Here is a 13829-nt window from a genome sequence, read left to right on the forward strand (position 1 = left end):
GGCGGTTGACATGGCTTCTGAACAGGAAAGCGAGGCGGTGAGTCTGCTGGCAAGACTTTTGCCACAGGACCACCCGGAAGAAGCAATCAAGTGGCTCTTGTTAGAACCCCGAACTTCAAGGAAAAACCGACCACGTGCGCCCGCCAAACGGTAAGGTACCGGTGCCCGTCGACGAATCACCAATAAATCTGAGCTATCAATAAAAAAGACCCATAATTTTCTCGGTTTATGGGTCTAACCTTCTCAGGTTATGAGTTCATCTACAGGTGGCCTCAAACATCAATATTCCGCGCCACCAACGCATTACTCTCAATAAAATTCCTACGCGGCTCAACCTCATCCCCCATCAGCGTAGTAAAAATCTGATCCGCCGCAATAGCATCCTCAATCTGCACCTTAAGCAGTCGCCGCTGAGTAACGTCAAGCGTCGTCTCAAACAACTGCTCAGGATTCATCTCCCCCAGCCCCTTATACCGCTGACGAGAAACCCCACGCTCAGCCTCAGACAACAACCACTGCATGGCAGCATGGAAGTCATTAACAGTCTGATCCCGCAGCTTCTCACCCTCACCCCGGCGCACCTTGGTGCCTTCCGCAATCAACCCCTGGAAGGTCTTGGCAGCCAGCGACAGCGCAGCGTAATCAGCGCCGTGCACAAAGTCCGCGTCCAGGTGAGACAACCGCACATTGCCATGATGCCGGCGGGCAATCATCAGGCGATGCTTGTCCGTCTTTTCATCGAACTGCGCATAGACATCCGCCGTGCCATCATCATTGACGGCGGCCCCAAGCAAAGTCTTCGAGTGCATTTCCGACAGCTTGGCCTTCAGCGCGGTAGCCGAGGCTTCGGCCGCGGCAGCGCTGTCCAGGTCCAGCTCAATGCCATCGGCAATGGCACGCAGCGCGTCGCTATCGACGATGCGGGCCAGGCGGCCGATCACGGCTTCAGCCAGCTGGTACTGGCGCGCCAGCTCCGTCAGCGCATCGCCAGAGACTTCGCTACCGTCCGGGTTGACCAGCGCAGCCTTTTCCATCGCCAGACGCAGCAGGTAGGCATTCAGCTCGTTGTCGTCCTTGATATACCGCTCTTCCTTGCCGTGCTTGATCTTGTACAGCGGCGGTTGGGCGATATACACGTGGCCGCGCTCGATGATGTCGGGCATCTGGCGGTAGAAGAACGTGAGCAGCAGCGTGCGGATGTGGGAGCCGTCCACGTCCGCGTCGGTCATGATGATGATGCGGTGGTAGCGCAGCTTCTCGAGGTTGTAGTCGTCCTTGCCGATGCCCGTGCCTAGCGCGGTGATCAGCGTCAGCACTTCCTGGCTGGAGAGCATCTTGTCGAAGCGGGCGCGCTCCACGTTCAGGATCTTGCCCTTGAGGGGCAGGATGGCCTGGAACTTACGGTCGCGGCCTTGCTTGGCGGAGCCGCCTGCGGAGTCACCCTCCACCAGGAAGAGTTCGGACTGGGCGGGGTCTTTTTCCTGGCAGTCTGCCAGCTTGCCGGGCAGGCCCATGCCGTCGAGCACGCCTTTGCGGCGGGTCATTTCGCGGGCCTTGCGGGCGGCTTCGCGGGCGCGGGCGGCGTCTACGATCTTGCCGCAGATGATCTTGGCGTCGACCGGGGTTTCGAGCAGGAAGTCGCCGAGGGCCTTGGCGACGAGTTCTTCCACGGGCAGGCGCACTTCCGAGGAGACGAGCTTGTCCTTGGTCTGCGAGCTGAACTTGGGCTCGGGCACCTTGACGGACAGGACGCAGGCGAGGCCTTCGCGCATGTCGTCGCCGGTGGTTTCCACTTTGGCCTTCTTGGCGATCTCGTTTTCTTCGATGTACTTGTTCATCACGCGCGTCATCGCGGCGCGCAACCCGGTGAGGTGGGTGCCGCCGTCACGCTGCGGGATGTTGTTGGTGAAGCAGAGTACCTGTTCGTTGTAGCCGTCGTTCCACTGCATGGACACTTCCACGGCAATACCGTCTTTTTCGGTGTTGGCGTAGAAGATGTTGGGGTGCAGGGTGCTCTTGCCGCGGTTGATGTACTCGACGAAGCCTTTGACGCCGCCGGAGAAGGCGAAGTCTTCTTCCTTGCCGGTGCGTTGGTCGGCCAGGCGGATGTGCACGCCGTTGTTCAGGAACGAGAGCTCGCGGATACGCTTGGCCAGGATCTCATAGTGGAACTCGACGTTGGTGAAGATGACTTCGTCGGCCAGGAAGTGGACTTCGGTGCCGCGCTTGTCCGTGGGTCCGATGACTTTCATCGGCGAGACTTCCACGGGCACGCCGTCGGGGCCGGGCACGGTTTCCACGACGCGGTTCTGCACGGCGCCTTGGGCGAACTCGAGCAGGTGGGCCTGGCCGTCGCGGCGCACGGTGAGGCGCAGCCACTTGGAGAGGGCGTTGACGCAGGACACGCCCACGCCGTGCAGGCCGCCGGAGACCTTGTAGCTGTTCTGGTTGAACTTGCCGCCGGCGTGCAGCTCGGTCATGGCGATTTCAGCCGCGCTGCGCTTGGGTTCGTGCTTGTCGTCGAACTTGACGAGCGGGGGGATGCCGCGGCCGTTGTCGGTGATGGAGATCGAGTTGTCGCTGTGGATGGTGACGGTGATTTCCGTGCACCAGCCGGCCAGGGCTTCGTCGATGGAGTTGTCCAGCACTTCAAATACGAGGTGGTGCAGGCCGGTGCCGTCGGACGTGTCGCCGATGTACATGCCCGGCCGCTTGCGCACCGCCTCCAGGCCTTCCAGGATCTGGATCGAGCCTGCGCCGTAGCTGTTTTCCTGTTGCGGTTGCGGTTGCGGTTGCGGTTGCGGTTGTTGCGCTTCGGTCATGTTCTCTTACTCACGGCGAATGCGGCGATCTCTCGTCACGCCCGGATGGGCGCGCCCGGATCGGGCCGCATAGCGGGTTACATAAAAACGGCAAAAGGGGCGGATCTCGACGATCCGGCCCCTGGTGCGGCGGGTCTTGCGCGGGCCCCTTGGGGCGCTTGCGCAAGCCGTGGTGTGCCGTTAGATGCTCCGGTCTTGCGTATCTTTGTAGTCCTGTTACCGGCTCATCAAATGCGCATCGGCATGACGACGTACTTGAAGTTGTCGTCTTCCGGCACGGTGATCAGCGCGCTCGAATTGGAGTCGCCGAGGCTGACCTGGACTTGCTCGCTCTTGAGGTTGGCGAGCACGTCCAGCAGGTAGGTAACGTTAAAACCTATATCGAGGGCATCGCCCGAATAATCAAGTTCGAGCTCTTCCTGCGCCTCTTCCTGGTCGGCGTTGGTGGAGCTGATCTTGAGCACATGCGTATCCAGGATGCAGCGCACGCCCTTGAACTTGTCGGTGGTCAGGATGGCGGTGCGTTGCAGGGCCTGCTGCAGCTTGACGCGGTCGATCGCGAAGGCGTTCCTGTTGCCCTTGGGGATCACGCGCTGGAAGTCCGGGAACTTGCCTTCGACCAGCTTGGAGATCAGCTCGATGTTGGCGAAGGTGAACTTGACCTGGTTGGCGGCCAGTTGCACTTGCACGGGATCGTCGTTGTCTTCCAGCAGGCGTTGCAGTTCCAGGATGGTCTTGCGCGGGATGATCACTTCCTGGCGCGACGGGGCGCCTTCGCCGCTGGTGGCCTCGCCATCCAGTTCCACGCCGCAGTAGGCCAGGCGGTGGCCATCGGTGGCGACTGCCATGACCTTCCTGCCGTCCACCACCAGCAGCATGCCGTTGAGGTAGTAGCGGATGTCCTGCTGGGCCATGGCGAAGTGGACCATGGCGAGCAGGTGCTTGAAGGTCTTTTGCGGCAGGCTGACCGAGGCGCCGAATTCGCTGGCTTCGGCCACCGTGGGGAATTCCTCGGCGGCCAGGGTCTGCAGGGCGAAGCGGCTCTTGCCGGACTGCACGGTCATGCGCTTGTCGTTGAGCGACAGGGCGACTTCGCCGTCGGGCATGGCGCGCAGGATGTCGAGCAGCTTGCGGGCGGCCACGGTGGTGGCCACGGTGTCGCTGCCCACACCGCATTCGGCGTGCGTGGTGATCTGGATCTCGATGTCGGTCGAGAGGAAGGAGACATTGGACCCGGACTTGCGAATCAGCAGGTTGGCCAGGATCGGGAGTGTGTGGCGGCGCTCCACGATGCCGCTCACGATTTGCAGCGGACGCAGCAGATTGTCTCGCGAGGTTTTGACCAATTGCATTGAATTTATCCTTCGTCGTTTGTAGTAAGCGACCGCGGGTGCGTATTGGGGTACAAGCTGACTTGCACTAACTCGTATGCATTACCAAAATTACTTTGGAATCAACAAGTTAATTTGCCATTGTACCAAGGATAAGCCGCTGCGGTGAAGCGGGAGAAGCACGATCGGAGGGGTAATTGTGCGTCACGCAGCACAACTCTAACCTTCTTCGGCAACTGGCGACTTTTGTCGCTGGCCACCCCCTCCGCCGCTCGTCCCGACTCACCGCAAAGCCTTAGCCCAGGCCGTTTTCATGGCAATGTTCCGGCAATGCCCCGGCGATGCTTCCGATTGATTCATGCGCCGGGCTCCGCCCGGCGCGTACCCTACAGTATGCCAGCCCCGCGTGACGGGCCTGGTAAATGCGGTTTCACGCCTTGGGTCACCCCTTGAGCGTCTGTTCCAGCACGTGCAGCTCGTGGTTGAGCTGCGCATCTTTACTGCGCTCGTCGGCGATCTTGCGCACCGCGTGCAGCACGGTGGTGTGATCGCGTCCGCCGAACAGCTCGCCGATTTCCGGCAGGCTCTTCTGCGTGAGTTCCTTGGCCAGGTACATCGCAATCTGGCGGGGCCGCGCGATATTGGCGGGCCGCTTCTTGCTGTACATGTCCGCGACCTTGATGTTGTAGAAATCCGCGCAGGTCTTCTGGATGTTCTCGACCGAGATCTGGCGGTTCTGCACCGTCAGCAGGTCCTTCAGCGCTTCCCGCGTGACATCGATGGTGATGTCCTTGCCGTGGAAGTTGGAGAAGGCGAGGATCTTGCGCAGCGCGCCTTCCAGCTCGCGCACGTTGGAGCGCAGGTGCTTGGCGACGAAGAACGCGACTTCTTCGGGCACGCTGACGTTCTCGGCGGCGGCTTTCTTCATCAGAATCGCGACACGCATTTCCAGCTCGGGCGGCTCGATGGCTACCGTGAGCCCGGAGTCGAAACGCGAGATCAGGCGATCGTCGATGCCGCTGATTTCCTTGGGGTAGGTATCGCTGGTGATGATCACCTGCGCCCGGTTGGCGATCAGTGCTTCGAAGGCGTAGAAGAACTCTTCCTGCGTGCGGTTCTTGCCGGAGAAGAATTGGATATCGTCGATCAGCAACAGGTCGAGCGAGTGGTAGTAGCGCTTGAACTCGTCGAAGGCCTTGCGCTGGTATGCCTTCACCACGTCGGAGACGTACTGCTCGGCGTGGATGTAGCGGATGCGGGCGCGCGGATTCTCCAGCAGCATGAAGTTGCCGATGGCGTGGATCAAGTGGGTCTTGCCCAGGCCTACGCCGCCATACAGATAAAGCGGGTTGTAGGACTTGCCGGGATTGTTGGCCACCTGGATGGCGGCGGCGCGCGCGAGCTGGTTGGCCTTGCCGGTGACGAAGTTGTCAAAGGTAAGGATGTGATTCAGGCGCGAGCGCTCGTGCACCGAGTCGTTCTGCTGCTGGCCGCCCGGCTGGTTGCCGGGGTGGCCCTGGTGACCTGAACGGCCGCCCTGCTGGCCGGGGTGGCCGCCCTGCATGGGCTGCTGCGCCGGCTGCACGCGGTAGGAGCGGGCGCTGGCTTCGGCCGGGTCCAGTTGCGGCACGTCGATATCGACGATCTCGCCACCCATGCCGCCCATATTGCTTTGGGCGGCATGACCGGCATTCGCGGGATAGTTGCCGGGGTAGGGCGCTTGCGCCCCGCGTGGGCCGCCTTGCGGCTGCGCGCCGGCCTGGCCCATGGGGCCATAGCCGGGGCCGCCCTGGCCCGGCTGCATGCCGGGCTGGCCGAAATTCTGCGACAAGGGCTGGCCGGACGGATAGCCGGGGCCGGCGTGCGCCGGCGCCATGCCGGGCTGGCCCGGCTGCCCTTGCTGGGGATAGCCGGCAGCGGCCCGGCCCGACGCGGCGGGATCCAGGACAAAGTTAACGCTGACGTTGGCTTCCCAGTATTCGCAGGCGAGCGCGGTGATGCGGCCGGAGAACTGGCTTTTTACCCAGTCGAGCTTGAAGCGGTTGGGCGCGGCGATCCGCAGCGCGTGCGCTTCCTCGTCGAAGCCGACAGGCGCCAACGGTTTGATCCAGGTCTTGAACTGTTGCGGCGTCAGTTCGCGCTCAAGTTGCGCGGCTGCTGCCTGCCAGAAATCTTGCATTGTTTTGTTGTTCGGTTTTCGCCACGAGTGCATGGTCATTCCGGTTAAAAGGACGACAGGCAAGGATCCAGGTGCATCCCTGCCGGCAGTCCGTTAACCCCGAATAGCGACCGCAAAAGCGGCCCGCAATTGACCCCGCAGCCCGGGCCTCCTGGTGATCGACGCGACAAGCGGGATTCGCTGACGAGACAGGCGGCGAATTCGCCGCTGCCCGCTGCGCATCCGTTGTCCGGTATGCCAGGGTTCATGCCCGGGTTGCGCTTGCGCCACGCAGCCCGTGTGGTGTTTGGAACCGGATTGTACCCCCCGCCCCAAGTTATCCACAAAGGATAAGTCTGTGGATAAGTTGTGAAAAAGCAGTGAATTGTTGTGCACAACCCTAGTTCTGGCGCGGGTTTCCGGGTAGGCAAAACGCCCGAAAATCCTGACGAAACAGGGACTTCGCTCACCTGCGCCCAAGCTCTGCCCTACCCTCGAAATAAAAAAACTTACCCACTGGCGATTGTGGACAATGAAATACAAGCGGCTGTTGCGTATTTTTCAGGCACGGGTGCCGAACACGCCTCTAAACCTTCTGCAGTCTTGACACATCGCGCAAAACTCAGTTAAATGGCGGGTTCTGCGATGCCGCAGGGGATCACGTATGCGCATCGCCGGGTCTGACCTGTTCCGTGCGAGACTGGTACGTTTTCCTGGCTTTTCATTAAGCTCAAGCGTGCCGGAAATGGCTGGATTGGCCGGAACAGGCAGCGGGCCGAGCAGGCTGACGGGGTTGGACCGGATGAATTGATGAGATCCGGTCCGGCGAGATTTCCTCCCACACCTGCTTCGCGATTGTCGATGTCCGATTCTTCGGGGCCATCGATGCGCGAGACACACGGCCGGCAGCAAGATCACCACTGCAGTCGGCAACACCGCAACCGCGGCAGCCCCATGCGAACCATACGCGGCGGCGCCCGGCTTAAGGCCGGAAGCCGGGCGAGCCCAGATCAACCAGAGAGTGCAACATGAAACGTACATACCAACCTTCCGTTACCCGCCGCAAGCGTACCCATGGTTTCCGCGTGCGCATGAAGACCCGCGGCGGCCGTTCCGTCATCAACGCGCGTCGCGCCAAGGGCCGCAAGCGCCTGGCAGTCTAAGGGCCTGGCGACCGGCCGCGGTGGCGCCGCAGTTTGCGCCGCCATGGCCACCCGCCTCGCCTTTTGGACGGCCGGTAGCTCGCAGCCAGGCCCAGCTTTTTCGCTAGCTTCGCCCAACGTGCCTACCTATGCTTACCCTAAAGCCGCGAGGCTCACAAAGACGGATGAGTTTTCATCCGTTTTTGCTTTGCGCCCGCGCCGCCGCAGCCAGCATTTCGTGCTGTATGTGGGCGAGAACGGCCTGCCGCAAGCCCGTCTGGGCGTAGTTGTTGGCAAGAAGTTCGCGGCGCGCGCCGCCGAGCGCAACCTGGTGAAGCGCATGGTGCGGGAACTGTTCCGCCATCGGCAGGACCAACTCGCGGGCCGCGATGTACTACTGCGCCTGCAGGCCAGGTTTCCGCGTGCGGAGTTTGCCAGCCGCAGCGCGATTCGCCGGGCGTGCCTGGCGGAGTTGACCGGCCTGTTCGAGGTCGCGGTCCGTCCGCTTGCCCCGCGCCCTGCTGCCCCTTCCGGGGTGTCGCCGCCGAAGTCCGCCGAGGCTGCGCCCACTGAAGTCCCGCCTTCGGGCGCTTCCGCTTGTTGACCGCCTCAGCCCCGCTGCCATGAAGCGAATCCTGCTTGCCCTGCTGCGTATCTACAAGATCGCCCTGAGCCCGTTTTTTGGCTCGCAGTGCCGCTTCCTGCCCACCTGTTCCGATTACGCCCGCGAAGCGATCCAGCGCCATGGCGCCGGTCGCGGCAGCTGGATGGCCGCGTGCCGGCTGTGCCGATGTCATCCGTTCACGGATGGCGGGTATGATCCGGTGCCACCGGCATTTGCAACAAAGCAAGACCGGGATTCCGCCGCGACTGGCCATCCAGTCACGGTCCGGCTGCCCCGCCCCTGATTTCCCCCGACCACAGCGAGACATGGATATCAAACGCACCATACTCTGGGTCATCTTCTCGATGGCCCTCGTGCTGCTCTACGACAACTGGCAGCGCGCCAACGGTCACCAGTCGATGTTCTTCCCGAGCGCGACGCAGCAGGCTCCGGCAACCGCCGGCGGCGCTTCGGCCGCGCAAGGCGACGTGCCCAAGGCCAATGTGACGGCCGGCACCGCCGCAGGCGCTCCGGTCACCGCACCGGCGGCCGCGGCCCAGCCGAGCGGCGAGAAGATCGTGGTGACCACTGACGTGATGCGTGCCCAGATCGACACCGCCGGCGGCATCCTCACGCGCCTGGAGCTGCTGGACCACCACGAGAAGGACGGCAAGCCCGTCGTGCTGTTCGAGCGCGACCAGACCCGTACCTACATGGCCCGTTCCGGCCTGATCGGTGGCGACCTGCCCAACCACACCACGATCTTCACCGCTTCGGCGGGTCCGCGCGACCTGTCCGGCTCGGACAAGGTGGCGGTGACGCTGACGGCGGAGAAGGACGGGGTCAAGCTGGCCAAGACCTATACCTTCCATAAGGGCAGCTACGTCGTCGACACGCAATTTGCCGTGACCAACGACAGCGGCAAGCCGGTCTCGCCGACGCTGTACATGGAACTGACGCGCGACGGCAGCAAGGTCGAGCAGTCGCAGTTCTACAGCACCTTCACCGGCCCGGCGATCTACACCGACAACGACAAGTATCACAAGATCAACTTCGACGACATCACCAAGGGCAAGGCTTCGGTCCCCGTACCGGGCACGAGCGGCTGGGTGGCGATGGTGCAGCATTACTTTGCCTCGGCCTGGATTCCGCAGTCGGGCAAGGAGCACAGCTTCTACGTCGAGAAGATCGATAACAACCTGTTCCGCGTGGGCGTGCAGCAGCCGCTGGGCCAGATCGCCCCGGGTGCCACCGTGACCACCGATGCGCGCCTGTTCGCCGGCCCGCAGGAAGAGCGCATGCTCGAGAAGATCACCCCGGGCCTGGAGCTGGTGAAGGACTACGGCTGGCTGACCATCCTGGCCAAGCCGATCTTCTGGCTGCTGGAAAAGCTGCACGGCATCCTGGGCAACTGGGGCTGGTCGATCATCCTGCTGACGGTGATGATCAAGGCGGTGTTCTTCCCGCTGTCGGCGGCAAGCTACAAGTCCATGGGCAAGATGAAGGACCTGCAGCCCCGCATGACCGCGATGCGCGAACGCCTGAAGGGCGATCCGCAGAAGATGAACCAGGAGATGATGGCGCTGTACCGCACCGAGAAGGTCAATCCTCTCGGCGGCTGCCTGCCCATCGTGATCCAGATCCCGGTGTTCATCGCGCTGTACTGGGTGCTGCTGTCGTCGGTCGAGATGCGCGGCGCGCCGTGGCTGGGCTGGATCCATGACCTGTCGGTGCCGGATCCGTTCTACATCCTGCCGGTGGTGATGGCTGTGTCCATGTTCGTGCAGACCAGGCTGAACCCGACCCCGCCGGACCCGGTGCAGGCCAAGGTCATGATGATCATGCCGCTGGTGTTCTCGTTCATGTTCTTCTTCTTCCCGGCCGGCCTGGTGCTGTACTGGGTGGTGAACAACGTCCTGTCGATCGCCCAGCAATGGCAGATCAACCGGATGCTTGGCAAGAGCAAGGCGAAGGCTGCGGTGGCGGCCAAGTCCTGAAGTTGACGTCAGGGCCGGCGGGTGACAAACCCGCTGGCGGAAAAGAGAAGCCCGGTGCATGCGCCGGGCTTTTTTTTGATTTGCTGAAGCTGTTGTTCTGAAGGCCGACCGCCTGCTCAGGCCAGGTCGAGCACGCTCATGGTGGCGTTGAAGCGGCTGACCAGCACCGCCTCGCCATGCACGCTGGCGAAGACATCGGCCTCCACCACGATGATGCTGCGGCCGGATTTGAGCACGTCGGCGCGGCAGGTCAGGTGCTCGCTGCGGGCGGCCCTGAGCAGGTTGATCTTGAATTCGGCGGTGACCACATGGCGCCCGGTATCGAGCATGGTGGTGGCGGCCGCGCCGGCGGTGTGGTCGGCCATGGTGGCCTGTACCCCGGCATGCACGATGCCGCCGTGCTGCAGATGGCGCGGCGTGACCAGCAGCTCGCTCTCGCACCAGCCCGGCCCGCAATCCACCAGACGGATGCCGATGTCGTTGACAAAGGCAGCCTGGCGAAAGCCGGCCTCGATCGTGTCGCGCAGCAAAAGACGCTCTTGTTCGGTGGACATGGGCTTCTCCTCGCACTGGCGATGGCAGGGGACGGTGTGGTGGATGTGGCGGTGGATGTGGCGTGGGCGGCTGGCCATGCCAGTTGTCCATTGCAACCCGAAGCCGGCATGCTGTCAATGGGTGCGGCGCAACCGGCACAATCGCCTACACTGATAAGACACCTCCCCGACCTGGCTTCCGCTTGTTCCTGTAGACACGCCATGTGCGCCGCCAACCTCCCCATCCAGCTGCATCGGCGCATGCGCGTCATCGATGCCTTCATCGTGCTGGCCGATGCGGGACTCGTCGCCATTGCCGACCAGCTCGATGCCCTGCACCGGCGTGACCATCCCGAGGACGTGCATGCCTTGCGAGTAGCGGCGCGGCGGCTGCGCGCCGTTTGCTGGGCATTCGGGCCGGCGCTGCCCAAGGCCATCCGCGCGCGCTGGATTGGCTGCCTGCGTGAACTGGCGCGGGCAGCCAATGATGTGCGCGACTGGGACGTGTTCGTCGCCGAGACCTTGCGGCCCGCGCTGGACATGCAGCCCGAGGATCCGGTGCTGGCGGCGCTGCAAGACATCGCCGCCACGCGCCGCCACTACGCGCGCGCGACGATGGTGGCGCAGCTCACCGAATACCAGCACTGGCCGCTGCCCGTGCTGCATCGCGATCTCGCGCACCTGAACCGCCCGGACCCGCGTGGCGCTGCCGCGCGGGAGCCCCTGGCGGCATTCGCGCGCCGGCGGGTGCGCCGCGAGCGCAAGCGCGTGAGGGCGCTGGCGCAAGCCGCCCGCTCTGGAGACCTGGCACGCGTGCATCGTTTCCGCATTGGCAGCAAGCGGCTGCGCTACGTCATCGAGTCGCTGAACCCGGTGCTGGCCAGGCGCTATGCCAAGGATCTGCACGGCAAGCTGGTGAAGCGGCAGGGCCGGTTGGGCAGCCTGCTGGACGGCGCCGTGGCGCGCCGCCTGATGATGGAATGCTTGAGCGCCATTGCGGCCGATGTGATTGCCGCAGCAGGCRCCATGCCTGAACCAGGTACGCCAGGTGCGCCGGGTGCGCCACCCATGCCGGATCGATCTGCGACAATAACGCCATGACCGCGATCACCCCTCACCCGTCTCAGTCCGTTTCCCCCGTCAACGCCACCCCCATCGCCGCCATTGCCACCGCGCCCGGGCGCGGCGGCATCGGCGTGGTACGCGTGTCCGGCCCCGATGTGAGCGCGATCGCGCGGGCCGTGTGCGGCCAGGCGCTCAAGCCGCGCCATGCCACCTACCTGCCGTTCCTCGATGCACGCGGCAAGGCGATCGACCACGGCCTGGCGCTGTACTTCCCGGCGCCGCACTCCTACACCGGCGAAGAGGTGCTGGAGCTGCAGGGCCACGGCGGCCCGGTGGTGATGCAGATGCTGCTGGCGCGCTGCCTGGATGCGGGCCGCGAGATCGGCCTGCGCCTGGCCGAGCCCGGCGAGTTCACGCGCCGCGCCTTTCTCAACGACAAGCTCGACCTGGCCCAGGCGGAAGCCGTGGCCGACCTGATCGAGGCCAGCACCGAAGCCGCCGCGCGCTCGGCCGCGCGCTCCATGGAGGGCGTGTTCTCGCAAGCCATCCACGCGCTGGTGGAGAAGGTGATCCACCTGCGCATGCTGGTGGAGGCCACGCTGGATTTCCCCGAGGAAGAGATCGACTTTCTGGAAGCCTCCAACGCGCGCGGCCAGCTGGCCGATATCCGCGAAGCGCTGGCCGGCGTGCTGGCGCAGGCAAAGCAGGGATCATTGCTGCGCGAAGGCTTGTCGGTGGTGCTGGCGGGGCAGCCCAACGTGGGCAAGTCGTCGCTGCTCAACGCGCTGGCCGGCGCGGAGTTGGCCATCGTCACGCCGATTCCCGGCACCACGCGCGACCGCGTGCGCGAGACCATCCAGATCGAAGGTATCCCGCTGCACATCATCGACACCGCCGGCCTGCGCGAAGACGCCAGCGACGAAGTCGAGCGCATCGGCATCGAGCGCACCTGGGAAGCGGTGCACCGCGCCGACCTGGTGTTGCACCTGGTGGATGCGGCCGACTACGTGGAACACGGCTTGTCGGAAATCGACGATGCCATCGACGATCGCCTCTCCGGCCACCTGCCGCCGGGCTCGCCGATCCTGCGCGTGGTCAACAAGATCGACCTGGCGCCGCGGGTGGGCGAGCACCACTTCGGCACCGATCGCCCGCACGTGGTGGCGGCCATCGGCCCGAACCCGGCGGAGGTGTGGATCTCGGCACGCACCGGCGCCGGCATCGACCTGCTGCGCATGCAATTGCTGCGGCTGGTGGGCTGGCAATCGGGTAACGAAGGCGCCTTCCTCGCGCGCGAGCGGCACCTGACCGCGCTGCGCAATGCGCAGTCGCACCTGGACCTGGCCGAAGAACGCGCGGCGCAGCAAGCGCAGGCGCTGGACCTGTTCGCGGAAGAGCTGCGGCTCGCGCAGGACCATCTCAACAGCATCACCGGCGAGTTCAGCGGCGATGATCTGCTGGGGACGATTTTTACGCGGTTTTGTATTGGAAAGTGATGGGATGCCAAGCGACTCGATTGCGGGCAGTTGGCAACCGCTACTCTCGAACATTTACCCGAATCGCTTCCGAATGAACTGGCACGGATTCCCGCCATAGACACCTTCCGCTTCCAGCGACCGATGCACGACGGACAGCGGCGTTACCAGCGCGGAGCGGCCGATCGTGACGCCCTTCTGGATGACGCAATTCGACGTGATCCAGGCACCATCCTCGATAATGATTGGCGCAACCCGCAGGTCCATGTTCGTGCTGGCATCGTGCGATCCACATGTCAGGAACGTACGCTGCGAGATACACACATTCGATCCGATACGGATCATCGCCTGGTTGTAAATCCAGACTTCTTCACCGAACCATGAGTTGTCACCCACCTCAAGGTTCCAAGGCAACTTCACGCGGATTGCGTGCAGGAACCGGCAGTTCTTGCCGATCTTCGCGCCGAACAGCCGGAGTAGCCCGACGCGCACCGCGGAGATGGGCATGAGCCGATTGTTGATAATGCATGCCTCTAAGACAAACCACACGATCTGCGTGAGCTTGCCGCGCGCGGAAACGAAATTTCCCTTCCCTGCCAGCGTCAGATCGATAGTCCTGTTTGGTTGCATCCTTTTACTCCTTGTCGCTGCCATGGTTGACCGCTATGCCGCGGGCATTCCTGCACGTGAGTGTTACGCCAG

11 protein-coding genes are annotated in these 13829 nt (G+C 63.5%); 6 read left to right on the top strand and 5 right to left on the bottom strand.

All coding sequences use genetic code 11. From position 1 onward, the window contains the following. Positions 1–272: 272 nt before the first annotated feature. From gyrB to dnaA, 3 genes are all read right to left on the bottom strand, one after another. Complete coding sequence (gene gyrB, locus AC1DQ3_RS15765; RefSeq protein ID WP_477121106.1) at positions 273–2822, bottom strand: DNA topoisomerase (ATP-hydrolyzing) subunit B; 2550 nt, start codon at positions 2820–2822, stop codon at positions 273–275. 227 nt (positions 2823–3049) lie between these two features. Beyond that, positions 3050–4174: a DNA polymerase III subunit beta gene (dnaN, locus tag AC1DQ3_RS15770; protein WP_477121107.1), complete on the bottom strand. Its 1125-nt coding sequence runs from the start codon at positions 4172–4174 to the stop codon at positions 3050–3052. Positions 4175–4595: 421 nt separating this feature from the next. After that, the gene (dnaA, locus tag AC1DQ3_RS15775) at positions 4596–6332 is read right to left on the bottom strand and encodes a chromosomal replication initiator protein DnaA (RefSeq protein ID WP_477121108.1); all 1737 of its coding nucleotides are present in this window, start codon (positions 6330–6332) and stop codon (positions 4596–4598) included. A 1007-nt stretch (positions 6333–7339) separates the two neighbouring features. Here dnaA and rpmH point away from each other — a divergent pair. From rpmH to yidC, 4 genes are all read left to right on the top strand, one after another. Further along, the gene (gene rpmH, locus AC1DQ3_RS15780; RefSeq protein WP_017229861.1) at positions 7340–7474 is read left to right on the top strand and encodes a 50S ribosomal protein L34; all 135 of its coding nucleotides are present in this window, start codon (positions 7340–7342) and stop codon (positions 7472–7474) included. Positions 7475–7592: 118 nt separating this feature from the next. Then, complete coding sequence (gene rnpA / locus AC1DQ3_RS15785) at positions 7593–8057, top strand: ribonuclease P protein component (RefSeq protein WP_477121109.1); 465 nt, start codon at positions 7593–7595, stop codon at positions 8055–8057. A 19-nt stretch (positions 8058–8076) separates the two neighbouring features. Continuing rightward, on the top strand, positions 8077–8361 hold the full coding sequence (gene yidD / locus AC1DQ3_RS15790; protein ID WP_477121110.1) for a membrane protein insertion efficiency factor YidD: 285 nt from the start codon (positions 8077–8079) through the stop codon (positions 8359–8361). 22 nt (positions 8362–8383) lie between these two features. Further along, a complete protein-coding gene (gene yidC, locus AC1DQ3_RS15795; RefSeq protein ID WP_477121111.1) occupies positions 8384–10054 on the top strand; it encodes a membrane protein insertase YidC in 1671 nt (556 codons plus the stop codon). 116 nt (positions 10055–10170) lie between these two features. On the opposite strand, the gene AC1DQ3_RS15800 is transcribed toward yidC, so the two are convergent. Further along, positions 10171–10608 carry a PaaI family thioesterase gene (locus AC1DQ3_RS15800; RefSeq protein ID WP_477121112.1) on the bottom strand — a complete coding sequence of 146 codons (438 nt, stop codon included), beginning with the start codon at positions 10606–10608 and terminating at the stop codon, positions 10171–10173. 201 nt (positions 10609–10809) lie between these two features. Between AC1DQ3_RS15800 and AC1DQ3_RS15805 the strand changes: the two genes are divergently transcribed. Together AC1DQ3_RS15805 and mnmE are read left to right on the top strand one after the other, a co-directional pair. Continuing rightward, positions 10810–11688: a CHAD domain-containing protein gene (locus AC1DQ3_RS15805; RefSeq protein WP_477121113.1), complete on the top strand. Its 879-nt coding sequence runs from the start codon at positions 10810–10812 to the stop codon at positions 11686–11688. Beyond that, positions 11685–13148 carry a tRNA uridine-5-carboxymethylaminomethyl(34) synthesis GTPase MnmE gene (mnmE, locus tag AC1DQ3_RS15810; protein ID WP_477121114.1) on the top strand — a complete coding sequence of 488 codons (1464 nt, stop codon included), beginning with the start codon at positions 11685–11687 and terminating at the stop codon, positions 13146–13148. The genes AC1DQ3_RS15805 and mnmE overlap by 4 nt, the downstream gene beginning before the upstream one ends. A gap of 54 nt (positions 13149–13202) precedes the next feature. Here mnmE and AC1DQ3_RS15815 read toward each other — a convergent pair whose 3' ends face one another. Continuing rightward, positions 13203–13757, bottom strand: coding sequence for an LbetaH domain-containing protein (locus tag AC1DQ3_RS15815; protein WP_477121115.1), 555 nt, complete (start codon positions 13755–13757; stop codon positions 13203–13205). Positions 13758–13829: the final 72 nt, after the last annotated feature.

It is taken from the genome of Cupriavidus sp. 01T418 (assembly GCF_056398885.1).

Excerpts from the sequence above, each read along its gene's own strand:
- gyrB (WP_477121106.1), bottom strand. The coding sequence starts at position 2,822 with ATGACCGAAGCGCAACAACCGCAACCGCAACCGCAACCGCAACCGCAA.
- dnaN (WP_477121107.1), bottom strand. The coding sequence starts at position 4,174 with ATGCAATTGGTCAAAACCTCGCGAGACAATCTGCTGCGTCCGCTGCAA.
- dnaA (WP_477121108.1), bottom strand. The coding sequence starts at position 6,332 with ATGCAAGATTTCTGGCAGGCAGCAGCCGCGCAACTTGAGCGCGAACTG.
- rpmH (WP_017229861.1), top strand. The coding sequence starts at position 7,340 with ATGAAACGTACATACCAACCTTCCGTTACCCGCCGCAAGCGTACCCAT.
- yidD (WP_477121110.1), top strand. The coding sequence starts at position 8,077 with ATGAAGCGAATCCTGCTTGCCCTGCTGCGTATCTACAAGATCGCCCTG.
- yidC (WP_477121111.1), top strand. The coding sequence starts at position 8,384 with ATGGATATCAAACGCACCATACTCTGGGTCATCTTCTCGATGGCCCTC.
- AC1DQ3_RS15800 (WP_477121112.1), bottom strand. The coding sequence starts at position 10,608 with ATGTCCACCGAACAAGAGCGTCTTTTGCTGCGCGACACGATCGAGGCC.
- mnmE (WP_477121114.1), top strand. The coding sequence starts at position 11,685 with ATGACCGCGATCACCCCTCACCCGTCTCAGTCCGTTTCCCCCGTCAAC.
- AC1DQ3_RS15815 (WP_477121115.1), bottom strand. The coding sequence starts at position 13,757 with ATGCAACCAAACAGGACTATCGATCTGACGCTGGCAGGGAAGGGAAAT.